The organism is Mesorhizobium sp. WSM1386, assembly GCF_055901595.1.
Genome location: NZ_CM148373.1, coordinates 3,419,489 through 3,439,422 on the forward strand (window position 1 = coordinate 3,419,489; position 19,934 = coordinate 3,439,422).

Consider the following 19,934-nt stretch of genomic DNA (forward strand, 5'->3'; position numbering starts at 1 on the left):
ACGAAGTCGGCGGCGCATCGCGTTGAAAGCGTGCCGTGGCGTCCCTATAGAAGAACAACACTGGATTTGCGCCGTAACTCCGGCGCTTGAGGGAATTCCAAGCGAAAGGACATTCATGCCCTGGAACGACAAGAGTGGCGGAGGCGGCGGCCCGTGGGGCGGCGGCGGCAACAATCAGGGACCCTGGGGGCAGGGGCCAAAGGGACCGAGCGGCCCGCAGGGCTCGCCTCCCGACCTCGAAGACATCATCCGCCGCGGCCAGGACAGGCTGCGGCGCGCGCTGCCCGGCGGAGGCGGCGCCAGCCCGGCCGTGTTCGGGCTGATCGCCGCTGTACTTGTCGTTCTCTGGGCGTTCCAGGCGGTCTATACCGTTCAGCCGGACGAGGTCGCGGTCGAACTGCGCTTCGGCAAGCCGAAGCCTGAACTCTCCCAGCCCGGCCTGCATTTTCACTGGTGGCCGCTTGAAACCGTCGAGACGGCAAAGATTTCCGAGCAGCTCGTCGACATTGGCGGCGGCAACACCAGCGGCAACGGCCTGATGCTTTCGGGCGACCAGAACATCGTCAACGTGCAGTTTTCGGTGGCCTATCAGGTGTCCGATCCCCGGGCCTATCTGTTCGACGTCTCCGACCCTGACGGCATGCTGCGGCAGGTCGCCGAAAGCGCTATGCGCGAAGCCGTTGGCCGCAGGCCGGCACAAGACATCTTCCGCGACGACCGCCAGGGCATAGCGGCGTCGGTGCGCGAAATCATCCAGACGACGCTGGACGGCTACAAGGCCGGTCTCAACGTCAACGCCGTCTCGATAGAGGATGCGGCACCGCCACGCGAAGTGGCCGACGCCTTCGACGAGGTGCAGCGTGCCGAGCAGGACGAGGACAAGTTCGTCGAGCAGGCCAATCAGTATTCCAACCAGAAGCTTGGCCAGGCGCGCGGTGAGGCGGCACAGGTTCGCGAAGACGCGGCCGCCTACAAGAACAGGGTCGTGCAGGAAGCCGAAGGTGAGGCCCAGCGCTTCATCTCGGTCTATGACGAATATGTCAAAGCGCCCGACGTCACCCGCAAACGCCTTTATCTTGAAACCATGGAGAGGGTTCTGAAGGACTCGAGCAAGGTCATCGTCGAGCAGGGCAACGGACAAGGTGTCGTGCCCTATCTGCCGCTGCCGGCACTGCAGCCAAAGCCGCCGGCACCGGCCGCGCCTGCCGCGAGCACGGGAGGGAACCAGTGATGGCCAACCGTCTTCCCATCGTCGCCGTCGTCGCGGCGGTCATCCTCTTCCTGATCTATTCCTCTGTCTTCGTGGTCAATGCCCGCCAGCAGGCGCTGGTGTTGAGGTTCGGCGAGATCGTCGACGTCAAGAGCGAACCCGGCATCTATTTCAAGGCGCCGTTCTCGTTCTTCGACGCCGACACGGTGCAACTGATCGAGAACAGGGTGCTGCGCTTCGACCTGGACAACATCCGCGTCCAGGTGTCGGGCGGCAAGTTCTACGAAGTTGATGCCTTCATCGCCTATCGCATCTCGGACCCGCGCGTCTTCCGTGCCGCCGTGTCCGGCCAGATCGAACTGGCGGAAGCGCGGCTCAGGACGCGTCTCGACGCTGCCTTGCGCCGCGTCTACGGTCTGCGCGACTTCGAGGCCGCGCTTTCGGAACAGCGTGCGGTGATGATGCGCGAAGTGCGCGATCAGCTCCGGCCCGACGCCACGTCGCTTGGCCTGCAGATCGAGGATGTCCGCATCCGCCGTACCGACCTGACGGCCGAGGTTTCGCAGCAGACCTACGATCGCATGAAGGCGGAACGGCTGGCCGAGGCCGCCAGGCTGCGGGCACGCGGCAACGAAGCGGCACAGCGCATCACGGCACGCGCCGATCGTGAGGTCGTCGAGATCGTGGCCGAAGCGCAGAAGGAGTCCGAGATCCTGCGCGGCGAGGGCGAAGCCCAGCGCAGCGCCACCTTCGCGGGAGCTTACCAGCGCGACCCGGCCTTCTTCGATTTCTACCGGTCGATGAATGCCTATGGCACCGCGCTGGACAACACAGGGACGACGATGGTGCTGTCGCCGAGCTCCGAGTTCTTCCGCTTCTTCCGCAATCCCGACGGTAAGGAAGGGCCGGCAAACCCGGCACCGGCGCCCGCCGCACCGGCGACACAACCCAGCACCGGCCAGTAACGGGCCGGTGCAGGATTTCTTCGCGGCGATAGGCCTGGTCCTTGTCATAGAGGGCCTGGTCTATGGCGGTTTCCCCGGCTTTGCGAGGAAGCTCGCGGGCGAGGTGCTGTCCATGCCGGAAAATGCGTTGCGGATCGGCGGCCTGGTGGCGATCGCCATCGGTGTCGGCATCGTCTGGCTGGTGCGCGGCGGATGAGAGCGGCCGGCTTTCGTCTCCGGAATAATGGAGGATTTATCCTCTGCCGACAGTCATAGCCGCAAACGTGCCGTATTTTTTGCCAACATGGCGCAACGCGGTATCTTGGCCATTGCGCTTTCTTTTTCAGACATGCCGGGAGGCTTCTCGATGACATCCACACTCTTCTTGCGCGCGGCACGGCGGACGTTCATCGCTGGCGCGGCGGCGCTTCTCGTCGGCGCCGTTGCTGTCCCGTCCTTCGTGACCCCGACATTGGCCGCCGACGGACCGGCCTCGGTGGCGGACCTTGCGCAAGGACTGCTCGGCGCGGTGGTCAACATCTCGACCTCGCAGACGGTGAAGGGCACGGAAGGTCCGGGCGCGGTGCCGATGCCGCAGCTGCCCGAGGGCTCGCCCTTCCAGGACTTCTTCGACGATTTCTTCAAGAACCGCGGCGGCGACAAGGACAATGGCGCGCAGAAAGTGCAGTCGCTGGGGTCCGGTTTCGTCATCGACGCCGAACAGGGCATCGTCGTCACCAACAACCATGTGATCGCCGACGCCGACGACATCGAGGTCAATTTCTCCGACGGCATCACGTTGAAGGCGACGCTGGTCGGCACCGACACCAAGACCGATGTCGCGGTGCTGAAGGTCGATCCGAAAGGCCACAAGCTGACGGCGGTGAAGTTCGGCGATTCCACCAAGATGCGCGTCGGCGACTGGGTGATGGCGATCGGCAATCCGTTCGGCCTTGGCGGCACGGTCACCGTCGGCATCGTCTCGGCCCGCAACCGCGACATCAATTCCGGTCCCTATGACGATTTCATCCAGACCGACGCCGCGATCAATCGCGGCAATTCCGGCGGCCCGCTGTTCAACAGCGCCGGCGAGGTCATCGGCATCAACACGGCAATCATTTCGCCGTCCGGCGGCTCGATCGGCATCGGCTTCTCAATCCCCTCGCAGCTCGCCTCGGGCGTTGTCGAACAACTGCGCCAGTATGGCGAGACACGGCGCGGCTGGCTTGGCGTGCGCATCCAGCCGGTGACGGACGACATCGCCGAGAGCCTTGGCATGGCGACCGCCAAGGGCGCGCTTGTCGCCGGCGTCATCAAGGGCGGTCCTGTCGACAACGGCACCATCCAGGCCGGCGACGTCATCCTCAAGTTCGACGGCAAGGATATCCATGAAATGCGCGACCTGCCGCGCGTGGTCGCCGAAAGCCCGGTCGGCAAGGCGGTCGACGTGCTGATCGTGCGCAAGGGCGTCGAGCAGACCGTGAAGGTGACGCTCGGCCGGCTCGAGGATGGCGAGAAAGCTGCCAGCGCCGAGGAAGGCGGCAACACCGACCAGGACAAGGGCGACAAGGCTCCGGCCGTCTCGACGGCTTCCGTGCTCGGCATGACCGTCGGCGAACTCAATGACGAGACGCGCAAGAAGTTCAGCATCGCGGCCGATGTGTCGGGCGTCGTCATCACCGATGTCGCCAAGGATTCGGCTGCCTCGGAGCGCGGCATCCAGCCCGGCGAGGTGATCACCGAGATCGCCCAGGAATCGGTCGCTACGCCCAAGGACGTCATGGACCGGATCGGCGCCCTTAAGGAGCAGGGGCGCAAGAACGCGCTGCTGATGCTGGCGTCGAAGACCGGAGAGTTGCGCTTCGTGACGATCAGGATGGATTGAGATTTCAATCCGGCGATTCAAAAAGGCGGCTAACCGGCCGCCTTTTTTCTTGCTTGCCAGTCCTTGCGCGAAAGCCGGTAGAGCACATGCCGCTTGAGTGCGGGGTGGCTGTCGGGAATGTCGGGATGATCGAAATCGGCCGATGGATCGGCTGACATGCCGAGACGTTCCATGACCGCCGTGGAGCGGCGGTTGGCGGCGACGGCGAATGAGACGATTTCATCGAGGCCAAGCGTCTCGAAGCCGTAGGCCAGCCACGCCTCGGCTGCCTCGGTGACATAGCCCTTGCCCCAGAATTCGGGCGCCAGCCGCCAGCCGATCTCGACGGTGCCGGCCGGCAGCGACGGCACATGATCGGTGTCGAGCAGGCCGACAAAGCCGATGCACTCGCCCGTGGCGACAATTTCGGCTGCCGCGAAACCGTAACCATCCTCAGCGATCCAGGCGCGGAACTCATCCATCTTGGCGTCCGCCTGGGCGCGGTCGCGTCGGAACGGGAAGAACTCCATGACCCGTTCGTCGGAGTTGATGCGATGGAACAGGTCGCGGTCGCGATCTTCCCAGTTGCGCAGGATCAGGCGCTCGGTTCGCATTGGTTTCATTGCACGAATTCTTCCTGGCGATAGCCCTGCAAATAGAGCAATGCGGTCAGGTCGCCATGGTCGATGCGAACCTTGGCCTGGGCCGCCACGGTCGGCTTGGCATGGAGCGCGACACCGGTGCCGGCCAGGCGGATCATGTCGAGATCGTTGGCGCCATCGCCGACAGCGATCGCATCAGCCGGCGTCAGGCCGAGGCGGGCGGTGATTTCGAGCAGCGCGTCGGCCTTGGCGGCGCGGCCAAGGATCGGCTCGCCAACCAGCCCGGTGAAGCATCCGTCCTGTTCAAGCAAGCGGTTGGCGCGGTGCTCCTGGAACCCAAGCATGGCCGCGATACGTGTGGTGAAGACTTCGAAGCCGCCAGACACGAGCGCCGTCCAGGCGCCGTTGGCGCGCATGGTCTGGACAAGGGCGCGGCCGCCCGAGGCCAATGTCAGCCGGTTGGTGACGATGCGATCGACCACGGCGGCTTCGAGGCCCTTCAGCAGCGCCACGCGTTCGCGCAGCGCTGGTTCGAAAGCGATCTCGCCATTCATCGACCGCGCCGTGATGACGGCAACACGATCCTTGACGCCGATCTCGTCGGCCAGTTCGTCGATGCATTCCTGGTCGATCATGGTCGAATCCATGTCGGCGATGAGGATCTTCTTTCGCCTTGCGTCAGCCTGCTGGACGATCACGTCGACCGGCTCCGCGGCCAGCGCGGCGCGCAGGACGGCGGTCGTTTCGGCGGCGTCGGCTTCTTGCGGCAGGGCAAGATCGCAGGCAATCCCTTCGGCCAGCCAGACGACGGCGCTTGCGCCCACCGACCGTGAGGCCATATTCGCAAGCGACGGCGACAGAGCGCGGTCAGCGGGACGGGAAACAAGCGTGGCAATGAGCGGCATCGAGAATTCCGGCGCGGGTGCGGGCCAAGGCCGCGTGACGAACGCGATCCTGATAGCCGGGCCGACCGCCAGCGGCAAGTCGGCACTGGCGCTCGACGTGGCCGAACGCACGGGCGGCGTCATCGTCAACACCGATTCCATGCAAGGCTATTCGGTTCTCGACGTGCTGACCGCCAGGCCGGAGGCGGCCGACCTCGCACGGGCGCCGCATTTTCTCTATGGGCATGTCCATCCCGGCACCGCCTACTCGACGGGAGCATGGCTGCGCGACGTGACGAAGCTGATCGATGACGGCGCGCTCTCGCGGCGGCCGATCTTCGTCGGCGGCACAGGGCTTTACTTCCGCGCGCTGGCAGAGGGCATTTCGGACATGCCTGATATTCCCCAGCAGGTGCGCGACCGTTGGCGCTACGAGCTGAAGGAACGGGGATCGGTCAAGCTGCATGGCATCCTGCTGCGCGAGGATTCGAGAACCGCCATGCAATTGAAGCCCACCGACAGCCAGCGCATCGTGCGCGCGCTCGAGGTGCTCGACGCATCCGGCCGATCGATCCTGGAATGGCAAGCCGAGCGCGGCCGGCCGCTCATCGACAGGCAGACGGCGCATTTCCTGGTCATCGAGCCCGACCGGGCCATGCTGGTCGATCGCATCGAAAGGCGTTTCGACCAGATGCTGGACAAAGGTGCGCTGGAGGAAGTCAGGCAACTTGCGGCCCTTCGTCTCGATCCGGACCTGCCGGCGATGAAGGCGATCGGCGTTCGTGAGCTGCAGGGCGCGATGGCCGGGCAATCCAGTTTTCCCGAGGCGATCGAACGCGCCAAGATCGCGACCCGGCAATATGCCAAGCGACAGGCGACCTGGTTCCGGCATCAACTGGGGCCGGAATGGCAAAGATTGCGCCCTGGTGACGATCTCGAAACCACGATCCAAGCACTTGTTGCTAATACAACCTGAAAAGTTGACCCCAAGGAAAGAGTTCCCGCCGAGGTTGTCCAAGTTAACGCTCCGTAAGTCGGTCCGTGCCATAAAGTCGATGGGCACTTTTCCATCGGGGAGCAGATGCGTTTCCATAAGGCGGAATCAGCATTTTTCGTCTTTATCTTCGTGATCCTGGCCGCGGGCCTGGTGACGCTGCATGCCTATGGACAACTGCAATCCTTCGCCACGGAACTCCATACGGCTTCGGGCCTGGACAAGGTCATCTACCTCAACAAGCTCTTGTTCGCGACCGGCGTGTTGCTTGCGACCGCACTGTTTTTCGGCATCTTCTTCATCTACCCGCTGATCCGCAAACAGGCGACGGAGGAGGGCAAGCTGCGCGCCATGACGGTTTCGCTCAGCGCGCGCTCCGAAACGCTCGAGCACGCGGCCCTGACCGACAGCCTGACCGGGATGCAGAACCGGCGTTATTTCGATGACGCGCTGAAGGAATATCTGGAAGAGTTCAGGCGCATCGAAAAGCCGGTCGGGCTGATGATCCTCGACCTCGATCATTTCAAGCAGGTCAACGACACACACGGCCACGACGTCGGCGACGAGGTGCTGAGGGCGGTGGCCAGCTGCCTGAAGGACATGACACGCTACCACGACGTGGTGGCGCGACTGGGCGGCGAGGAGTTTGCCGTGGTTACGCCCAACATGGACGCGGAGCTTCTGGGCAAGTTTGCCGAGCGCATTCGCAAGGCGATCGCCAACATGTCGGTGCTGACAGGCAATGTCCGGCTCAAGATCACGACCAGCGTCGGCCTTGCCGTCTGGGACAGGCAGGAAACGGCGGAAGGTTTCTATCGCCGCGCCGACCGCCAGCTCTATGAGGCGAAGAGGCAAGGCCGCAACCGCGTCTGCGCCTAAAATCCCATCATTGAATTCGTGAGGCTGGCCGTTTGCCGCTGTTTTCTGCGCTTCCGGTGCTCACGGACTGAATGTCCGCTCCGCTCCGGTTCTCGAAAACAGCACCACCCGGACTCAGCCTGACGAATTCCCTGATGGGATTTGCCCAAGCTGGCCAACGAAGCTGGCCCTTGGATGTTGCTCGGAGCTATCGACGGATGGACTTGACGCCAGGCTCAATCGTTCTGAGGGCGCAGGCCGAAGGTGGCGGGCTTGAGGCCGTAGCGCATGTCGAAATCGTCGTCCGATTGGACGCGGGTGGTGGCCGGCGGCTTGCGGTAGTCGGGATCGCCTGCCTGCCTGCCGGAATCGACCACTTCGGCGAACGGCATGCCTTGCGGCTGCGGCTTGGGCACGTTACGCAGCCGCTCGACGATCGCCACCAGATCGACGTCGTCGTTTAATTTCGCTGCCTCCTGCTGCTCTCGCTTCGCAGCGCCTGGAAGCAACTCGGCGGGCAGTCTTTCGAACTTCAGCCGCATGGTTGTCGCCACGCCTTCGCCGAAGGCGATGGCTTCGCGCTGGCCCATGGACGACAGGAAGGCGAGTGTGGAGGCGGACGAGTCGGCGATGGCCGAACGGATGATCGCCTGGTCCTGCTCGTTGGCGAGGCGCATGGCGAAGAAGGTCGAGCATTGCGACAGGATGGTCGGGTCGAGTTCGCCCGGACGCTGAGTGACGACACCGAGATAGCAACCGTATTTGCGGCCCTCCTTGGCGATGCGCGACAGCGCGTGCCTGGTCGGCGCGAAGCCGAGGCGGGCATCGGCCGGCATGTAGCGATGCGCCTCTTCGCACAGCAGCAGGAGCTGCAGCTTGCCTTCGCTCCACAAAGCAAGGTCGAAAGCCAGGCGCGCCAGCACCGAACAGACGGAATTGACCACTTCGGAGGGCATGCCGGCCATCTCGAAGCAGGTCACCGGCCGGCCATGATGCGGCACGCGGAAGATGTTGCCGATCGTCTCGTGGATGGTGTCCTCGATCAGGCGCGAACTGAACATGAAGCGGTAGCGCGGATCGGCGGCCGCCGATTCGATGCGCGTCTTCAACGATTTGAGCGTCGGGCGCTCGTTCTTGCTTTCGAGCATGCCCGTGCGCTCGTCGATTTGCTTGAGCAGGTCGGCGATGCGGTAGGGTACCGGCGTATCGGCGGTCAGCGCATCGTTGCCGCGCCTGAGGTAGGCGCCCGAATTCGGGTTGCGGTAGAGGTTCTTGGCGAGCGGAATGAGGTCGCGCAGCGCGTCGATCTCCTCCGGCACCGTCTCGCGCCCGCGAAACAGCACCTCGGCGAACTCCTCAAGCTTGAACATCCAGAACGGCAGGTCGAGCGTCTTGGAATCGACCCTGACGCAATATTCGGGCAGCGATGCCGCGAACTCGTTGTGCGGGTCGAGGATCAGGATGCGCAGGTCCGGCCGCGCCGCGATCGATTTGCGCAGCAGGAGCGAGACTGCGGTGGACTTGCCGACGCCGGTGGTGCCGACGATGGCGAAGTGGCGCGCCAGCGTGTCGTCGATAGCGATGTTGGCGGCGATCGTCTCGTCCTGCGACAGCGAACCGATGGTGATGGAATGGCGCCCGGCCAGATCGTAGACCGCCTGCAGATCCCGGCTGCGGATGCGGTGCGCGACGGCGCCGATATGCGGATAGGTGGTGATGCCGCGGTCGAAGATCGGCTTGGCGCCGGGCTCGGCGCCGTCACGCACTTCGCCGATCAACTCGATGCTGACCTCGATGGCGTTCTGGCCTTCATTGTTCCAGGCGCGGTCCGACTTGCCGATCGCATAGACGAGACCAACGGTGCGCGTCGTGCCCAGATTGATCGAGATCATCTTGCCGACCGTCCACAGGCCGGTGACCGCGCCGTCGACTTCGTCGGCAAAGGCGCTGATGGTGGCGCGGGCGCCGTCGCATTGCACGACATTGCCAAGGATGCGCCTGTCGTTCTGCTCTGCGTGGCGGCGCTCCTGCGATGTCGGTTCTCCGACGGAAGCTTCGCGTTCGACAAACATGGACAGGACAATCCCCATTTCCCTTGAGCATCGACCCTACAGGGAACGGGGTTAAGGTCGGGTGAGGTCGGATGGTGTAGAGAGGATTAAAGATCCGGCTAAAATTGTCGCGGTATGGCTCTTCTCCCATCTTGTCTCCAATCTTGGAATTTCGCTATACTGGACGAATGGATGATATAGCGAACGACATTTCCTCCACTATCGGCAGGCGCATACACGCCGAGAGGGTCATGCGCGACTGGTCGCTGGCGGAGCTTGCCGAGCGATCGGGGGTTTCCAAGGCGATGTTGAGCACGATCGAGCGCGGCAAGACCAGCCCGACCGCGGCTCTTCTGGTGCGGATCGCCGCGGCGTTCGGCATGACGCTGTCGACCTTGATCGCACGGGCGGAATTGCAGGGTGGTGGGCTGCTGCGCGAGAGCGACCAGCCTATGTGGCGCGATCCCGATACCGGCTATGTCAGGCGGCATCTTTCACCGGCCTGCGACATGCCGCTCGAACTGATCAAGGTGCATCTGCCGGCGGGCGCCAAGGTCAGCTTTCCGGCAGCATCCTACGCCTTCATCAAACAGCAGATATGGCTGATTTCCGGGCGGTTGGAATTCGTCGAGGGCGATGTGGCGCACCGGCTCGAGCCCGGCGATTGCCTGGCGCTCGGAGCGCCGTCGGACTGCACCTTCCATGCGCTGGAGCCGGGCGCCGACTATCTCGTCGCGCTGGTCAGGGGCTGAGATCATGGCAAGACGGCCAAAGCGCTCCCACAATGGGGGGCCGCCTCTCGATGAGTACAAAGGACCGCCATGGGGCAAGGGCGATCCCTACATCTTCCTCGCCTGGCAGGCGGCCCATGCCAAGGCATGGAAGGCGCCGAGCCGCGATGTCATGCTGATGCGCATGGACAAGGCCGAGCGGCTGGGCCTGACCTATGAGGAATACACGCTCGAGATCCTGGAGCGCGGGCGCCATCTCGGGCAAGAAGACACCGACCGCATCAGCGCCATCAAGGCCGCGCGCAAACGGCGCCGTGTGCGCCAACTGGGCTGACCGGGGCAAGCTTGCTTCACTCATTTCACTGCTTCCAAAGGATATCGAAGGCATGAATTCCATAGAAATCGAAGCCCTCGGCGCACGTCCGGACACGCTGTCGATGCTGACTGACCTGCTGGTCGAAACGGTTGCCGCCGGCGGATCGGTCAGCTTCATGCATCCGCTGGCGCCGGAAGCGGCGACCGCATTCTGGGAGAGATCGCTGGCAGCGGCGGCAAAAGGGGAAAGGGCGGTGCTTGGCGCCTGGGACGGCAAGGCCCTGGTCGGCACCGTCACCCTGCTGCTCGACTGCCCACCCAACCAGCCGCACCGGGCCGAGATCGCCAAGCTGATGACATCGGTCGAACACCGGGGCAGGGCTATCGGGACGAGCCTGATGCGGGCTGCGGAGCGTGTCGCCGTCGAGAAGGGGCGCACGCTGCTGGTTCTGGATACGGCGACGGAGGAAGGCGCTGCGGGCCTCTACGAGAAGCTTGGTTTCACCCTGGCCGGCGAAATCCCGGACTATGCGCTGAAACCGCATGGCGGCCTGACCGGCACGCTGATCTACTGGAAGCGTATCGGCACACGGGTAGGGGTATAGTCAGGACGAGGCCACACCGGAGAAGCGCCCCAGCAGCCAGGTGCGGAAATCCCGCTCGGCGGTGGTGAGCCGTGCGGTCGATGCCTTTGTCAGGAAATGCCCCGAGGTGCTGGAAAGCTCGAAGTCCGAGAGCCTGACCAGCGTTCCGCTGTCGAGCGCCGCATCGATCAGAGGGCGCGACCCCAAAAGCACGCCGGCGCCGGCGCTCGCCGCTTCCATGGCGGCGACGAAACTGTCGAAGCGGTGCGATCGCTGGAGGTGGCCGGCCAATCCGGCCGCAGCGAACCATTCCGCCCACATTTCGCGTGCGCCGGCGACCAGAAGCAGCGGCAGGGATGTCCAGTCGGCGTCGGCGGCCAAGGCTGGAGCCGCCACCGGCACCAGCCGCTCGGCGGTCAGCCTGTCGGCCTCGCGCCCGGGAAAGGCGCCGTTGCCGAAGCGGATGTCCAGCGCGGAGCCCGGCAGATCGTAGTCGGTCGGGCGATGGATCGTCACAAGATCGAGCTGGATGCGCGGCAGTGCGCCGGCGAGATCGGGAAGTGCCGGAACCAGCACCAGCAAGGCGAAGGAGATCGGCACCCGGATCGAGACGGTCTGGACGGCGCGCGGCTCGAACAGTTCGGTCGTGCTGCTGGAGATGGTGGCGAAGGCCGACTGGATGTGAGGCAGGTAGGCGGCACCTTCCGGCGACAGCGCGACGCCTCGCGCCAGCCGCGAGAACAGCCGGGTCTTCAGCCGCTCCTCCAGAAACCGGATGTGCTGGCTGACGGCCGCTTGGGTCAGTCCGAGTTCGGCCGCCGCCGCCGTGAAATTCGACAGCCGCGCAGCGGCCTCGAAACTGCGCAGCCAGTCGAGCGGCGGCAAGGCGGGAATGGTTTTTCGAGCCATTAGCTATCCACGGTCTTTGGCCAAAAAATGATAATTGGAGTTATGCCTTTCATGGGCCGAACATGCAATCGAAACCCTGCGGATCGGACCGTGGGGTGTAGCGGACAGGACGGATTCCATGCTCACCCACGCGCTGGTCGGCGACGAAGGCAGAACCATCGAACTCGGCTGGAAGGACGGGAGGCGCACCCGCTTTCACGCCATCTGGCTGCGCGACAACGCGCTCGACGACAAGACTCGCAGCGCCGGCAACGGCCAGCGCCTCATCACTATTCTCGACATTCCGGCCGAGACGAGAATTGGCGCGGCGGCGATCAAGGCCGGCATGCTGGAGGTCAGCTTCGTGCCGGAAGGAAAAACGGTCAGCTTTCCCGCGCCATGGCTGAGTGCCAACGCCTATGACCGCGATGAGCTCCGCCAGCCCGGCTGGACGGGCGATATCATCGAGCGCTGGACCAAAGCGACGATGCAGAATTCGGTGCCGCGCGCCAGTTACCCGGCAGCCAGTCACAGCCGCGGTGTCCTGCGGGAATGGCTTTCGGCGGTGAGGACCTATGGCTTTGCGGTGATGGACGGCCTGCCGGCCGAATCCGGAGCCCTTTGCAAAGTGTCCGACCTGTTCGGCTACATCAGGGAAACCAATTACGGCCGCTGGTTCGAGGTGCGCGCCGAGGTCAATCCGAACAATCTTGCCTACACCAATCTCGGCCTCCAGGCACACACCGACAATCCCTATCGCGATCCGGTGCCGACGCTGCAGATCCTGTCCTGCATCGAGAATACGGTGGAGGGCGGCGAATCGAGCGTTGTCGACGGTTTTGCCGTCGCGGCTGCCTTGCAGGCCGAGAACCCGGAAGGCTTCCGGCTGCTGAGTGCATGCCCGGCGCGTTTCGAATATGCCGGCTCGTCGGGCGTGCGGCTGCAGGCCAAGCGTCCGATGATCGAGCTCGGTCCCGATGGCGAACTGATCTGCATCCGCTTCAACAACCGCTCGCTGGCGCCGACCGTCGACGTCCCCTTCGCCGAGATGGAGGCCTACTACGCCGCCTATCGCCGGTTCGCCGAGCTGATCGAGGATCCGTCCTTCGAAGTTACCTTCAAGCTCGAGCCCGGCCAGGCCTTCATCGTCGACAACACGCGCGTCATGCATGCCCGCAAGGCGTTTTCGGGCACCGGCAAGCGCTGGCTGCAAGGGTGCTACGCCGACAAGGACGGTCTGTTGTCGACGCTCGCCGCGATCGAGCAAGGTTTCAAGGAGGCCGCGGAATGAGCGGCCGGGATTTGAACGCGGACAACATCGTCGAATTCATCGCCGACATTTTCGAGCGCCGGGGTGCGGAATCCTATCTGGGCGAGCCGGTGACGATGTCCGAGCATATGCTGCAGGGGGCATGGCTGGCGGAGCAGGACGGTGCGCCCGAGGTGCTGGTGGCGGCCGCGCTGCTGCACGACATCGGCCACTACACCAGCGAGTTCGGCACCTACTCGCCCGAGGATGTCGAGGACAAGCACCATGACGAAGCCGGCGGCGAGGTGCTGGCGCCGTTCTTTCCGCCTGTCGTCGTCGAATGCGTCAGGCTGCATGTGGCGGCCAAGCGCTATCTCTGCGCCACCGACCCGACCTATTTCTCCAAGCTGTCGCCGGCTTCGGTTCATACGCTGTCGCTGCAGGGCGGACCGATGAACGCCGACGAGGTGGCCGAGTTCCGCAAGAACCCGTTCCATGAGGAAGCGGTTCGGGTTCGCATCTGGGACGAGGGCGGCAAGGTCGCCGACATGAAGACGCGGGCGTTTCGCGATTATGTGCCGTTGCTGCAGCGCGTCGTGCGCGACTTCGCCAACCGCGCCTGACGCAACCAGTCACCCGGAGGAGATCGCCCATGTGTTTCTGCTTCGACGGCGACAATGCGGTCGCCGCATACCGGCCGGATGCGTGCCGCGATCGCCTGACTGGCGCCGCCCCACCGCATCGCCGATCGATCGCGGGGGCGGCCCGGCCGGCCCGCCCCGCCTTGCCCGACGAGCGCAAGGTTATCGAGCGCTGGGCCAAGGCGAGCGGCGTGACGTTGCGCGGCTGAAACGAAGGCCCGCGCGGCGAACATGCCGCGCGGAGATTCAAGAAGGCTGGGTGTGCCGTTAGCCTTTGTGGTGCACCCGCTGAAGTCCGTAGACCGGCGTCGACAATCCGGCATGCCTGGCCTTCAATTGCAGCGACAGGAACTGCGAATAGTGGCGCGACTGGTGCAGATTGCCGCCGTGGAACCACAGCGCCTCCTGTTGCGTCGGCTTCCACATGTTGCGCAACTCGCCTTCCCAAGGACCGGGATCCTTGGTGGTGTTCGAGCCGAGGCCCCAGCACTTGCCGACCTTGTCCGCCGTTTCGCGCGATATCAGATCGGCGGCCCAGCCATTCATCGAGCCGTAGCCGGTGGCGTAGACGATAAGGTCGGCAGGCAGTTCCGACCCGTCGCTGAGCAGAACCGAATGCTGCTTGATCTCTTCGACGTCGACACCGCTCTTCAGCTTGATCGACCCGTCGATGACCAGCTGGGAAGCGCCGACGTCGATATAGTAGCCGGAGCCGCGCCTGAGGTATTTCATGAACAGGCCTGACTCGTCGTCGCCCCAGTCGAGCATGAAACCGGCCTTTTCCAGTCCCTTGTAGAACGCCGCGTCGCGTTTCTTCATCTCGGCATAGGCCGGGATCTGGAACTCATGCAGGATCTTGTAGGGCAGGGAGGCAAAGATCAGATCGGCCTTGGCCGTGGTAATGCCGTTCTGAACCGCCTGTTCCGAGTAGAGGGAGCCCAGGCCGATTTCCATCAGCGTGTCGGATCTGGAGATATGGGTGCTCGAGCGCTGCACCATGGTGACGTCGGCGCCGGCTTCCCAAAGCGCGGCGGCGATGTCGTGGGCGGAATTGTTGGAGCCGATGACAACCGCCTTCTTGCCGGCATAGGCATCGGGGCCGGGATGCTTCGAGGAGTGATGCTGGTCGCCCTTGAAATTCTCCATGCCCTTGAAGTTCGGCAGATTGGCCTTGCCGGACTGTCCGGTGGCCAGCACCAGCTGCTTGGGTTTCAGGGTGATGTCCTTGCCGTCGCGGTGAACCACGACCGTCCATTCCTTCTTCTCGTCGTCATAGGTGGCGCTCTTGGCCTCGGTCGAGGACCAGTAGTTCAGCTCCATCACCTTGGTGTACATTTCCAGCCAGTCGCCGATCTTGTCCTTGGGCGAGAAGACCGGCCAGTTCTTCGGGAAATCGATATAGGGCAGATGGTCGTACCAGACCGGATCGTGCAGGCAGAGCGACTTGTAGCGCTTGCGCCAGCTGTCGCCGGCGCGCTCGTTCTTCTCGATGATGATGGTCGGCACGCCGAGCTGCCGCAGCCGCGCGCCGAGCGCGATGCCGCCTTGGCCACCACCGATGATGACCGTGTAGGGCTGCGTCTTGAAGCCGAGTTCGGCCGCCTCTTTCTCGCGTTCTTCCTTCCATGTCGGGCGGTTCTTGCCCGAGCCATGCCTGGCGCCCATGGGCCGCGCGAAGCCGGCCGGTTCCTCGTGGCCCTTCAATTCGACCATGGTGGTCAGCAGCGTCCAGATCTTGCCGTCCTTCAGCCTGACATGGCCAAAGCCACGCGCCACTTCGGTCTCGAAACTGATCCAGCCCTCGATCAGCCCGTCGCTCTCGGTCGCGTCCTCACCATTGGCGAGCGCCCAATGCGATGGCTTTGTCTTCGACAACTGGCTCTTCAGCATGTCGCGGACCTGGTCCTTGCCCTCCATCGTCTTGATGTTCCAGGTGAAGGTGACGAGGTCGCGCCAGTAGCAGTCCTCCTGAAAGCAGCCGACCGCCTTCTCGATGTCATTGGCGGCGAGGGCGGCGCCGAATTGATCGAGCAGGTCGGACAGTTTCTTGTTTGGGGCCTTGTCGAGCATAAGTTTTCCTCCGTGAAATCCAGGCCGTCATGGTTGCTCCTCCCGACTTGCAAAGCCGGACAATCAAGTATTGGCAATGAGAATAGCCTTCGTCACGCCCCACCATAGTTTCGCGTGGCTTCAATGACTTATCCGGAAAATATGCTGCCAAGCCGGTTTAACGCAGTGTCCGTCGCGAAATCGTGACGGGTATTTTTCAAATTGGGAAGCGGCTTCATCGGCGCCGCGATTTTTGCCGTTGACAGCCTGCCTTGCCCGCCCTTAGTGTCCGCCATCATGAAAAAGGCACTCATTCTCGTAGGAAGGCGCGTGGGCAAGGCGGTGTAACCGCCGGGCGAAAACCTCCCATGCGCAACACACAGGCTCCCTCGGGGGCCTTTTTTATTGCCTAAAACACGACTAAACGACCAGCAGCAGCCAGATGGCAACGCCCAAAGGGCGACAGTACGGGACCAAACCGATGAGCAACGGACAAAGTGAACGGCGCGAAATGCCAAGAGCCGAAATGACGGGCGCCGAAATGGTGGTGCAGGCGCTGAAGGACAATGGCGTCAAGCATGTCTTCGGTTATCCCGGCGGCGCGGTTCTCCCGATCTACGACGAGATCTTCCAGCAGGACGAGGTCGAGCACATTCTGGTGCGGCACGAGCAGGGTGCGGGCCACGCGGCCGAAGGCTATGCGCGCTCGACGGGCAAGGCCGGCGTCATGCTGGTGACCTCCGGCCCCGGCGCCACCAATGCGGTGACGCCGCTGCAGGACGCCTTGATGGATTCGATCCCGCTGGTTTGCCTGACCGGGCAGGTGCCGACGTCGCTCATCGGCTCCGACGCGTTCCAGGAATGCGACACGGTCGGCATCACGCGCCCCTGCACCAAGCACAATTGGCTGGTGAAGGACGTCAACGAACTCGCGGCGACGATACATGAGGCCTTCCATGTCGCCACGACCGGCCGTCCCGGTCCGGTGGTCGTCGACATTCCGAAGGACGTGCAGTTCGCCAAGGGATTTTATGTCCCGCCGCAGATCGCGCCGCGCACCAGCTACCAGCCCAAGGTCCAGGGCGATCTGGAGAAGATCAAGGCGGCGGTCGAGCTGATGGCGACCGCGAAGAAGCCGATCATCTACTCGGGCGGCGGCGTCATCAATTCCGGCCCGGAGGCGAGCCATCTCTTGCGCGAACTGGTCGATCTCACCGGTTTCCCGATCACCTCGACGCTGATGGGGCTCGGCGCCTATCCGGCATCGGGCAAGAACTGGCTGGGGATGCTCGGCATGCACGGCACCTACGAAGCCAACATGGCCATGCATGATTGCGACGTGATGATCTGCATCGGCGCGCGCTTCGACGACCGCATCACCGGCCGGCTGACGGCGTTCTCGCCGAACTCGCGCAAGATCCACATCGACATCGATCCATCCTCGATCAACAAGAACGTGCACACCGAAGTGCCTATCATCGGCGATGTCGGCCGGGTGCTGGAGGACATGGTGCGGCTGTGGCGGGCGACCGCCAAGGCCGACAAGAAGGCGCTCTATCCCTGGTGGGAGCAGATCGCCAAATGGCGCGGTCGCGATTCACTCGCCTACAAGATGAACCATGAGGTCATCATGCCGCAATACGCCATCCAGCGGCTCTACGAGCTGACCAAGGACATGGACACCTACATCACCACCGAGGTCGGCCAGCACCAGATGTGGGCGGCGCAGCATTATCATTTCGAGAAGCCGAACCGCTGGATGACGTCCGGTGGGCTGGGTACGATGGGCTACGGCTTGCCGGCGGCTCTCGGCGTGCAGATCGCGCATCCCGATGCGCTGGTCGTCGACATCGCCGGCGACGCCTCGGTGCAGATGACGATGCAGGAGATGAGCGCGGCGGTGCAGCATGATGCGCCGATCAAGATCTTCATCCTCAACAACCAGTACATGGGCATGGTGCGCCAGTGGCAGCAGCTGCTGCACGGTAACCGGCTGTCGCATTCCTATACCGAGGCGATGCCGGACTTCGTCAAGCTGGCCGAAGCCTATGGCGGCCACGGCATCCGCTGCGAAAAGCCCGACGAGCTGGACGACGCCATCAAGGAGATGATCTCGGTCAGGAAGCCGGTGCTGTTCGACTGCCGCGTGGCGACGCTCGCCAACTGCTTCCCGATGATCCCGTCGGGCAAGGCACATAACGAGATGCTGCTGCCGGACGAGGCGACCGACGAAGTCGTGGCCAACGCCATCGACGCCAAGGGCAGGGAACTGGTCTAAAGCGCGAAGCCAGGGCAGGGCTGTCGCGAGAAGCCGTGCGGAAACAGATCGTTAGATCAAGAGTTGAAATCGAGATTCATGTCATGAACGCACAGCACCTTCAACCGACCGGCTCCGCCTACTTCATCGCCAAGGAAACGGAGCGGCCGGAAAACCACACGCTTTCCGTGCTGGTCGACAACGAGCCGGGCGTGCTTGCCCGGGTCATCGGGCTGTTTTCCGGGCGCGGCTACAACATCGAGAGCCTGACCGTTTCCGAGACCGAACATGAAAAGCACCTGTCGCGGATCACCATCGTGACCCGCGGCACGCCGCACGTGCTGGAGCAGATCAAGCATCAGCTCGAGCGCATCGTTCCGGTGCACCGGGTCGTCGACCTTACCGTGCGTTCGCACGAGTTCGGCCAGGAGCGGCCGCTGGAGCGGGAACTGGCGCTGGTCAAGGTCGCCGGCACCGGCGAGGCCCGCGTCGAGGCGCTGCGGCTGGCCGACGCCTTCCGCGCCTCGGTCATCGACGCCAACACCGAGCATTTCATCTTCGAGATCACCGGCAAGGGCTCCAAGCTCGACCAGTTCATCGCCATCATGAAGCCGCTCGGCCTGGTCGAGATCTGCCGCACCGGCGTGGCGGCGATGAACCGCGGCCCGCAGGGGATGTAAGAATTCATACGGCGTTCAGATTCTGCATTCACGTTTAGGACAAGGCAGTCCGAAAGACGGTTTGAGAATTGGTGGGCATGACCCCGCGACAAGAACTGGCGATACATGTGATGATGTACGCCATGATCGCATTCTCGATTTGGGTGCTTGCCCATGCCTGGGTGACGATGACTGTCCCTGTCGGACGAACCGTTGAATGGGTCGCCTATGCAGACAATCCAACGAGATTCTGGGATGGAATCTTCTTCCATGCCGGATGCATCGTCGTCTTCAGTTGGTTTCTTTGCTGGCTGAAGTATAGCCGTCGTCGAGACTGATCGCCCGAATTTATCCGGTCGGGCGTGCCCGGGAAATCAGCCGTCGGATCGCGGCAGGCGCATTGGACCAATCGAATGAAGTTGCGTCCGGCGCCCGGTCGATTTAGTCAGCATTACTGACCTTTGTGAGCCGTCATGACCCTCGACGCATTCCTCGCACTTTTGGTCTACGCCTTCGTCACCTCGATCACGCCGGGGCCGAACAATCTGATGCTGCTGGCTTCAGGTGTGAATTTCGGCCTGGTCCGGAGCGTGCCGCATATGCTTGGCATCAGCATCGGTTTCCTGGTGCTGCTGCTTGCCGTCGGCCTTGGCCTTGGCGCCGTGCTGACGGCGTTTCCGGCGCTGCATACGGCGTTGAAGATCGCCGGTGCCCTTTATCTGCTCTACCTCGCCTGGAAGATCGCCATGTCGAGCTCGTTCGCAGGCAAGGGCGATGCAAGCGGGCGGCCGATGCGCTTCATCGATGCGGCGGCGTTCCAGTGGGTCAATCCCAAGGCCTGGGTGATGGCGATCACCGCCATGGCCGTCTACAGCAATCCGGAGCACCCGTTCCTGTCGGTGGCGCTGATCTCGGTGGCTTTCACCATCGTCAACCTGCCGAGCGTCTCGGTATGGGCGGGATTCGGCACGGCGCTGCGCGGTTTCCTGTCGGATCCGGTGCGGCTGAAATGGTTCAACATCGCCATGGGCGTGATGCTGGCGGCGACGCTTTGGCCGATGTTGAAATAGGATTTCCTCGGGACTGGCGGTAGCTTCGGCCAGCGGCCATGCCGGGTGCACATCCATTGTGCAGTGCACATTAAATCTTCGTAA

General features: G+C 63.4%; 21 protein-coding genes. 16 read left to right on the forward strand and 5 right to left on the reverse strand.

Going from position 1 to position 19,934, the window contains the following annotated elements; translation table 11 throughout:
* Positions 1-115 precede the first annotated feature (115 nt).
* The 4 genes from hflK to AC0NIH_RS16810 all read left to right on the forward strand — a co-directional run bounded on the left by hflK (position 116) and on the right by AC0NIH_RS16810 (position 4,039).
* Positions 116-1,231 (forward strand): FtsH protease activity modulator HflK, encoded by a 1,116-nt coding sequence (hflK, locus tag AC0NIH_RS16795; protein ID WP_287272347.1) that lies wholly within the window; start codon positions 116-118, stop codon positions 1,229-1,231.
* Positions 1,231-2,175, forward strand: coding sequence for a protease modulator HflC (gene hflC / locus AC0NIH_RS16800; protein WP_023765057.1), 945 nt, complete (start codon positions 1,231-1,233; stop codon positions 2,173-2,175). Before hflK ends, hflC begins: the two co-directional genes overlap by 1 nt.
* A 7-nt stretch (positions 2,176-2,182) precedes the next feature.
* On the forward strand, positions 2,183-2,371 hold the full coding sequence (locus AC0NIH_RS16805) for a DUF2065 domain-containing protein (RefSeq protein WP_013894746.1): 189 nt from the start codon (positions 2,183-2,185) through the stop codon (positions 2,369-2,371).
* Between the two features lie 150 nt (positions 2,372-2,521).
* Positions 2,522-4,039, forward strand: a complete 1,518-nt coding sequence (locus tag AC0NIH_RS16810) for a DegQ family serine endoprotease (RefSeq protein ID WP_023779121.1) — start codon at positions 2,522-2,524, stop codon at positions 4,037-4,039.
* A 29-nt stretch (positions 4,040-4,068) separates the two neighbouring features.
* Here the strand turns inward: AC0NIH_RS16810 and AC0NIH_RS16815 are convergent, their stop codons facing one another.
* Positions 4,069-4,641 (reverse strand): GNAT family N-acetyltransferase, encoded by a 573-nt coding sequence (locus tag AC0NIH_RS16815; RefSeq protein ID WP_473461986.1) that lies wholly within the window; start codon positions 4,639-4,641, stop codon positions 4,069-4,071.
* On the reverse strand, positions 4,638-5,525 hold the full coding sequence (gene serB / locus AC0NIH_RS16820) for a phosphoserine phosphatase SerB (RefSeq protein WP_287272350.1): 888 nt from the start codon (positions 5,523-5,525) through the stop codon (positions 4,638-4,640). Before serB ends, AC0NIH_RS16815 begins: the two co-directional genes overlap by 4 nt.
* Here serB and miaA point away from each other — a divergent pair.
* Complete coding sequence (gene miaA, locus AC0NIH_RS16825) at positions 5,515-6,480, forward strand: tRNA (adenosine(37)-N6)-dimethylallyltransferase MiaA (protein WP_352708982.1); 966 nt, start codon at positions 5,515-5,517, stop codon at positions 6,478-6,480. The two genes, serB and miaA, sit on opposite strands and share 11 nt — an antisense overlap.
* 105 nt (positions 6,481-6,585) lie before the next feature.
* On the forward strand, positions 6,586-7,377 hold the full coding sequence (locus AC0NIH_RS16830; RefSeq protein ID WP_023765052.1) for a GGDEF domain-containing protein: 792 nt from the start codon (positions 6,586-6,588) through the stop codon (positions 7,375-7,377).
* Positions 7,378-7,592: 215 nt separating this feature from the next.
* On the opposite strand, the gene AC0NIH_RS16835 is transcribed toward AC0NIH_RS16830, so the two are convergent.
* Positions 7,593-9,428: an ATP-binding protein gene (locus AC0NIH_RS16835; protein ID WP_023765051.1), complete on the reverse strand. Its 1,836-nt coding sequence runs from the start codon at positions 9,426-9,428 to the stop codon at positions 7,593-7,595.
* A gap of 167 nt (positions 9,429-9,595) precedes the next feature.
* Between AC0NIH_RS16835 and AC0NIH_RS16840 the strand changes: the two genes are divergently transcribed.
* The 3 genes from AC0NIH_RS16840 to AC0NIH_RS16850 are packed head-to-tail and all read left to right on the forward strand — an operon-like array spanning position 9,596 to position 11,058.
* On the forward strand, positions 9,596-10,159 hold the full coding sequence (locus tag AC0NIH_RS16840; protein ID WP_023765050.1) for an XRE family transcriptional regulator: 564 nt from the start codon (positions 9,596-9,598) through the stop codon (positions 10,157-10,159).
* Positions 10,160-10,163: 4 nt separating this feature from the next.
* Positions 10,164-10,472 (forward strand): hypothetical protein, encoded by a 309-nt coding sequence (locus tag AC0NIH_RS16845; RefSeq protein ID WP_023765049.1) that lies wholly within the window; start codon positions 10,164-10,166, stop codon positions 10,470-10,472.
* A 52-nt stretch (positions 10,473-10,524) separates the two neighbouring features.
* Positions 10,525-11,058, forward strand: a complete 534-nt coding sequence (locus tag AC0NIH_RS16850; protein ID WP_473461981.1) for a GNAT family N-acetyltransferase — start codon at positions 10,525-10,527, stop codon at positions 11,056-11,058.
* On the opposite strand, the gene AC0NIH_RS16855 is transcribed toward AC0NIH_RS16850, so the two are convergent.
* Positions 11,059-11,946 (reverse strand): LysR family transcriptional regulator, encoded by an 888-nt coding sequence (locus tag AC0NIH_RS16855; protein ID WP_473461978.1) that lies wholly within the window; start codon positions 11,944-11,946, stop codon positions 11,059-11,061.
* 118 nt (positions 11,947-12,064) lie between these two features.
* Here AC0NIH_RS16855 and tmpA point away from each other — a divergent pair, with 118 nt between their 5' ends.
* Genes tmpA through AC0NIH_RS16870 form a run of 3 tightly spaced genes read left to right on the forward strand, consistent with a single transcriptional unit; the run spans position 12,065 to position 14,024 of the window.
* A complete protein-coding gene (gene tmpA, locus AC0NIH_RS16860; protein WP_473461976.1) occupies positions 12,065-13,216 on the forward strand; it encodes a 2-trimethylaminoethylphosphonate dioxygenase in 1,152 nt (383 codons plus the stop codon).
* The gene (tmpB, locus tag AC0NIH_RS16865; RefSeq protein ID WP_473461974.1) at positions 13,213-13,797 is read left to right on the forward strand and encodes a (R)-1-hydroxy-2-trimethylaminoethylphosphonate oxygenase; all 585 of its coding nucleotides are present in this window, start codon (positions 13,213-13,215) and stop codon (positions 13,795-13,797) included. The genes tmpA and tmpB overlap by 4 nt, the downstream gene beginning before the upstream one ends.
* A gap of 29 nt (positions 13,798-13,826) precedes the next feature.
* On the forward strand, positions 13,827-14,024 hold the full coding sequence (locus AC0NIH_RS16870) for a hypothetical protein (protein ID WP_023779131.1): 198 nt from the start codon (positions 13,827-13,829) through the stop codon (positions 14,022-14,024).
* A gap of 58 nt (positions 14,025-14,082) precedes the next feature.
* Here the strand turns inward: AC0NIH_RS16870 and AC0NIH_RS16875 are convergent, their stop codons facing one another.
* On the reverse strand, positions 14,083-15,885 hold the full coding sequence (locus AC0NIH_RS16875) for an NAD(P)-binding domain-containing protein (protein WP_473461972.1): 1,803 nt from the start codon (positions 15,883-15,885) through the stop codon (positions 14,083-14,085).
* A gap of 505 nt (positions 15,886-16,390) precedes the next feature.
* On the opposite strand from AC0NIH_RS16875, the gene AC0NIH_RS16880 reads away from it, so the two are divergent.
* The 4 genes from AC0NIH_RS16880 to AC0NIH_RS16895 all read left to right on the forward strand — a co-directional run bounded on the left by AC0NIH_RS16880 (position 16,391) and on the right by AC0NIH_RS16895 (position 19,850).
* Positions 16,391-18,142, forward strand: coding sequence for an acetolactate synthase 3 large subunit (locus AC0NIH_RS16880; RefSeq protein WP_023779134.1), 1,752 nt, complete (start codon positions 16,391-16,393; stop codon positions 18,140-18,142).
* An 83-nt stretch (positions 18,143-18,225) separates the two neighbouring features.
* Positions 18,226-18,801 (forward strand): acetolactate synthase small subunit, encoded by a 576-nt coding sequence (gene ilvN / locus AC0NIH_RS16885; RefSeq protein ID WP_013894763.1) that lies wholly within the window; start codon positions 18,226-18,228, stop codon positions 18,799-18,801.
* 77 nt (positions 18,802-18,878) lie between these two features.
* Positions 18,879-19,118, forward strand: a complete 240-nt coding sequence (locus AC0NIH_RS16890; RefSeq protein ID WP_474024996.1) for a hypothetical protein — start codon at positions 18,879-18,881, stop codon at positions 19,116-19,118.
* Between the two features lie 135 nt (positions 19,119-19,253).
* Positions 19,254-19,850 (forward strand): LysE family translocator, encoded by a 597-nt coding sequence (locus tag AC0NIH_RS16895; RefSeq protein ID WP_473461966.1) that lies wholly within the window; start codon positions 19,254-19,256, stop codon positions 19,848-19,850.
* The last annotated feature ends 84 nt before the right edge of the window (positions 19,851-19,934 follow it).

Bases quoted from the DNA above. Each gene is read 5' to 3' on its own strand.
- hflK (WP_287272347.1), top strand. From the start codon at position 116: ATGCCCTGGAACGACAAGAGTGGCGGAGGCGGCGGCCCGTGGGGCGGC.
- AC0NIH_RS16845 (WP_023765049.1), top strand. From the start codon at position 10,164: ATGGCAAGACGGCCAAAGCGCTCCCACAATGGGGGGCCGCCTCTCGAT.
- AC0NIH_RS16830 (WP_023765052.1), top strand. From the start codon at position 6,586: ATGCGTTTCCATAAGGCGGAATCAGCATTTTTCGTCTTTATCTTCGTG.
- AC0NIH_RS16835 (WP_023765051.1), bottom strand. From the start codon at position 9,428: ATGTTTGTCGAACGCGAAGCTTCCGTCGGAGAACCGACATCGCAGGAG.
- miaA (WP_352708982.1), top strand. From the start codon at position 5,515: ATGAGCGGCATCGAGAATTCCGGCGCGGGTGCGGGCCAAGGCCGCGTG.
- AC0NIH_RS16890 (WP_474024996.1), top strand. From the start codon at position 18,879: ATGACCCCGCGACAAGAACTGGCGATACATGTGATGATGTACGCCATG.
- AC0NIH_RS16850 (WP_473461981.1), top strand. From the start codon at position 10,525: ATGAATTCCATAGAAATCGAAGCCCTCGGCGCACGTCCGGACACGCTG.
- AC0NIH_RS16875 (WP_473461972.1), bottom strand. From the start codon at position 15,885: ATGCTCGACAAGGCCCCAAACAAGAAACTGTCCGACCTGCTCGATCAA.
- serB (WP_287272350.1), bottom strand. From the start codon at position 5,525: ATGCCGCTCATTGCCACGCTTGTTTCCCGTCCCGCTGACCGCGCTCTG.
- AC0NIH_RS16840 (WP_023765050.1), top strand. From the start codon at position 9,596: ATGGATGATATAGCGAACGACATTTCCTCCACTATCGGCAGGCGCATA.
- AC0NIH_RS16815 (WP_473461986.1), bottom strand. From the start codon at position 4,641: ATGAAACCAATGCGAACCGAGCGCCTGATCCTGCGCAACTGGGAAGAT.
- hflC (WP_023765057.1), top strand. From the start codon at position 1,231: ATGGCCAACCGTCTTCCCATCGTCGCCGTCGTCGCGGCGGTCATCCTC.
- ilvN (WP_013894763.1), top strand. From the start codon at position 18,226: ATGAACGCACAGCACCTTCAACCGACCGGCTCCGCCTACTTCATCGCC.
- tmpB (WP_473461974.1), top strand. From the start codon at position 13,213: ATGAGCGGCCGGGATTTGAACGCGGACAACATCGTCGAATTCATCGCC.
- tmpA (WP_473461976.1), top strand. From the start codon at position 12,065: ATGCTCACCCACGCGCTGGTCGGCGACGAAGGCAGAACCATCGAACTC.
- AC0NIH_RS16810 (WP_023779121.1), top strand. From the start codon at position 2,522: ATGACATCCACACTCTTCTTGCGCGCGGCACGGCGGACGTTCATCGCT.
- AC0NIH_RS16870 (WP_023779131.1), top strand. From the start codon at position 13,827: ATGTGTTTCTGCTTCGACGGCGACAATGCGGTCGCCGCATACCGGCCG.
- AC0NIH_RS16895 (WP_473461966.1), top strand. From the start codon at position 19,254: ATGACCCTCGACGCATTCCTCGCACTTTTGGTCTACGCCTTCGTCACC.
- AC0NIH_RS16855 (WP_473461978.1), bottom strand. From the start codon at position 11,946: ATGGCTCGAAAAACCATTCCCGCCTTGCCGCCGCTCGACTGGCTGCGC.
- AC0NIH_RS16880 (WP_023779134.1), top strand. From the start codon at position 16,391: ATGACGGGCGCCGAAATGGTGGTGCAGGCGCTGAAGGACAATGGCGTC.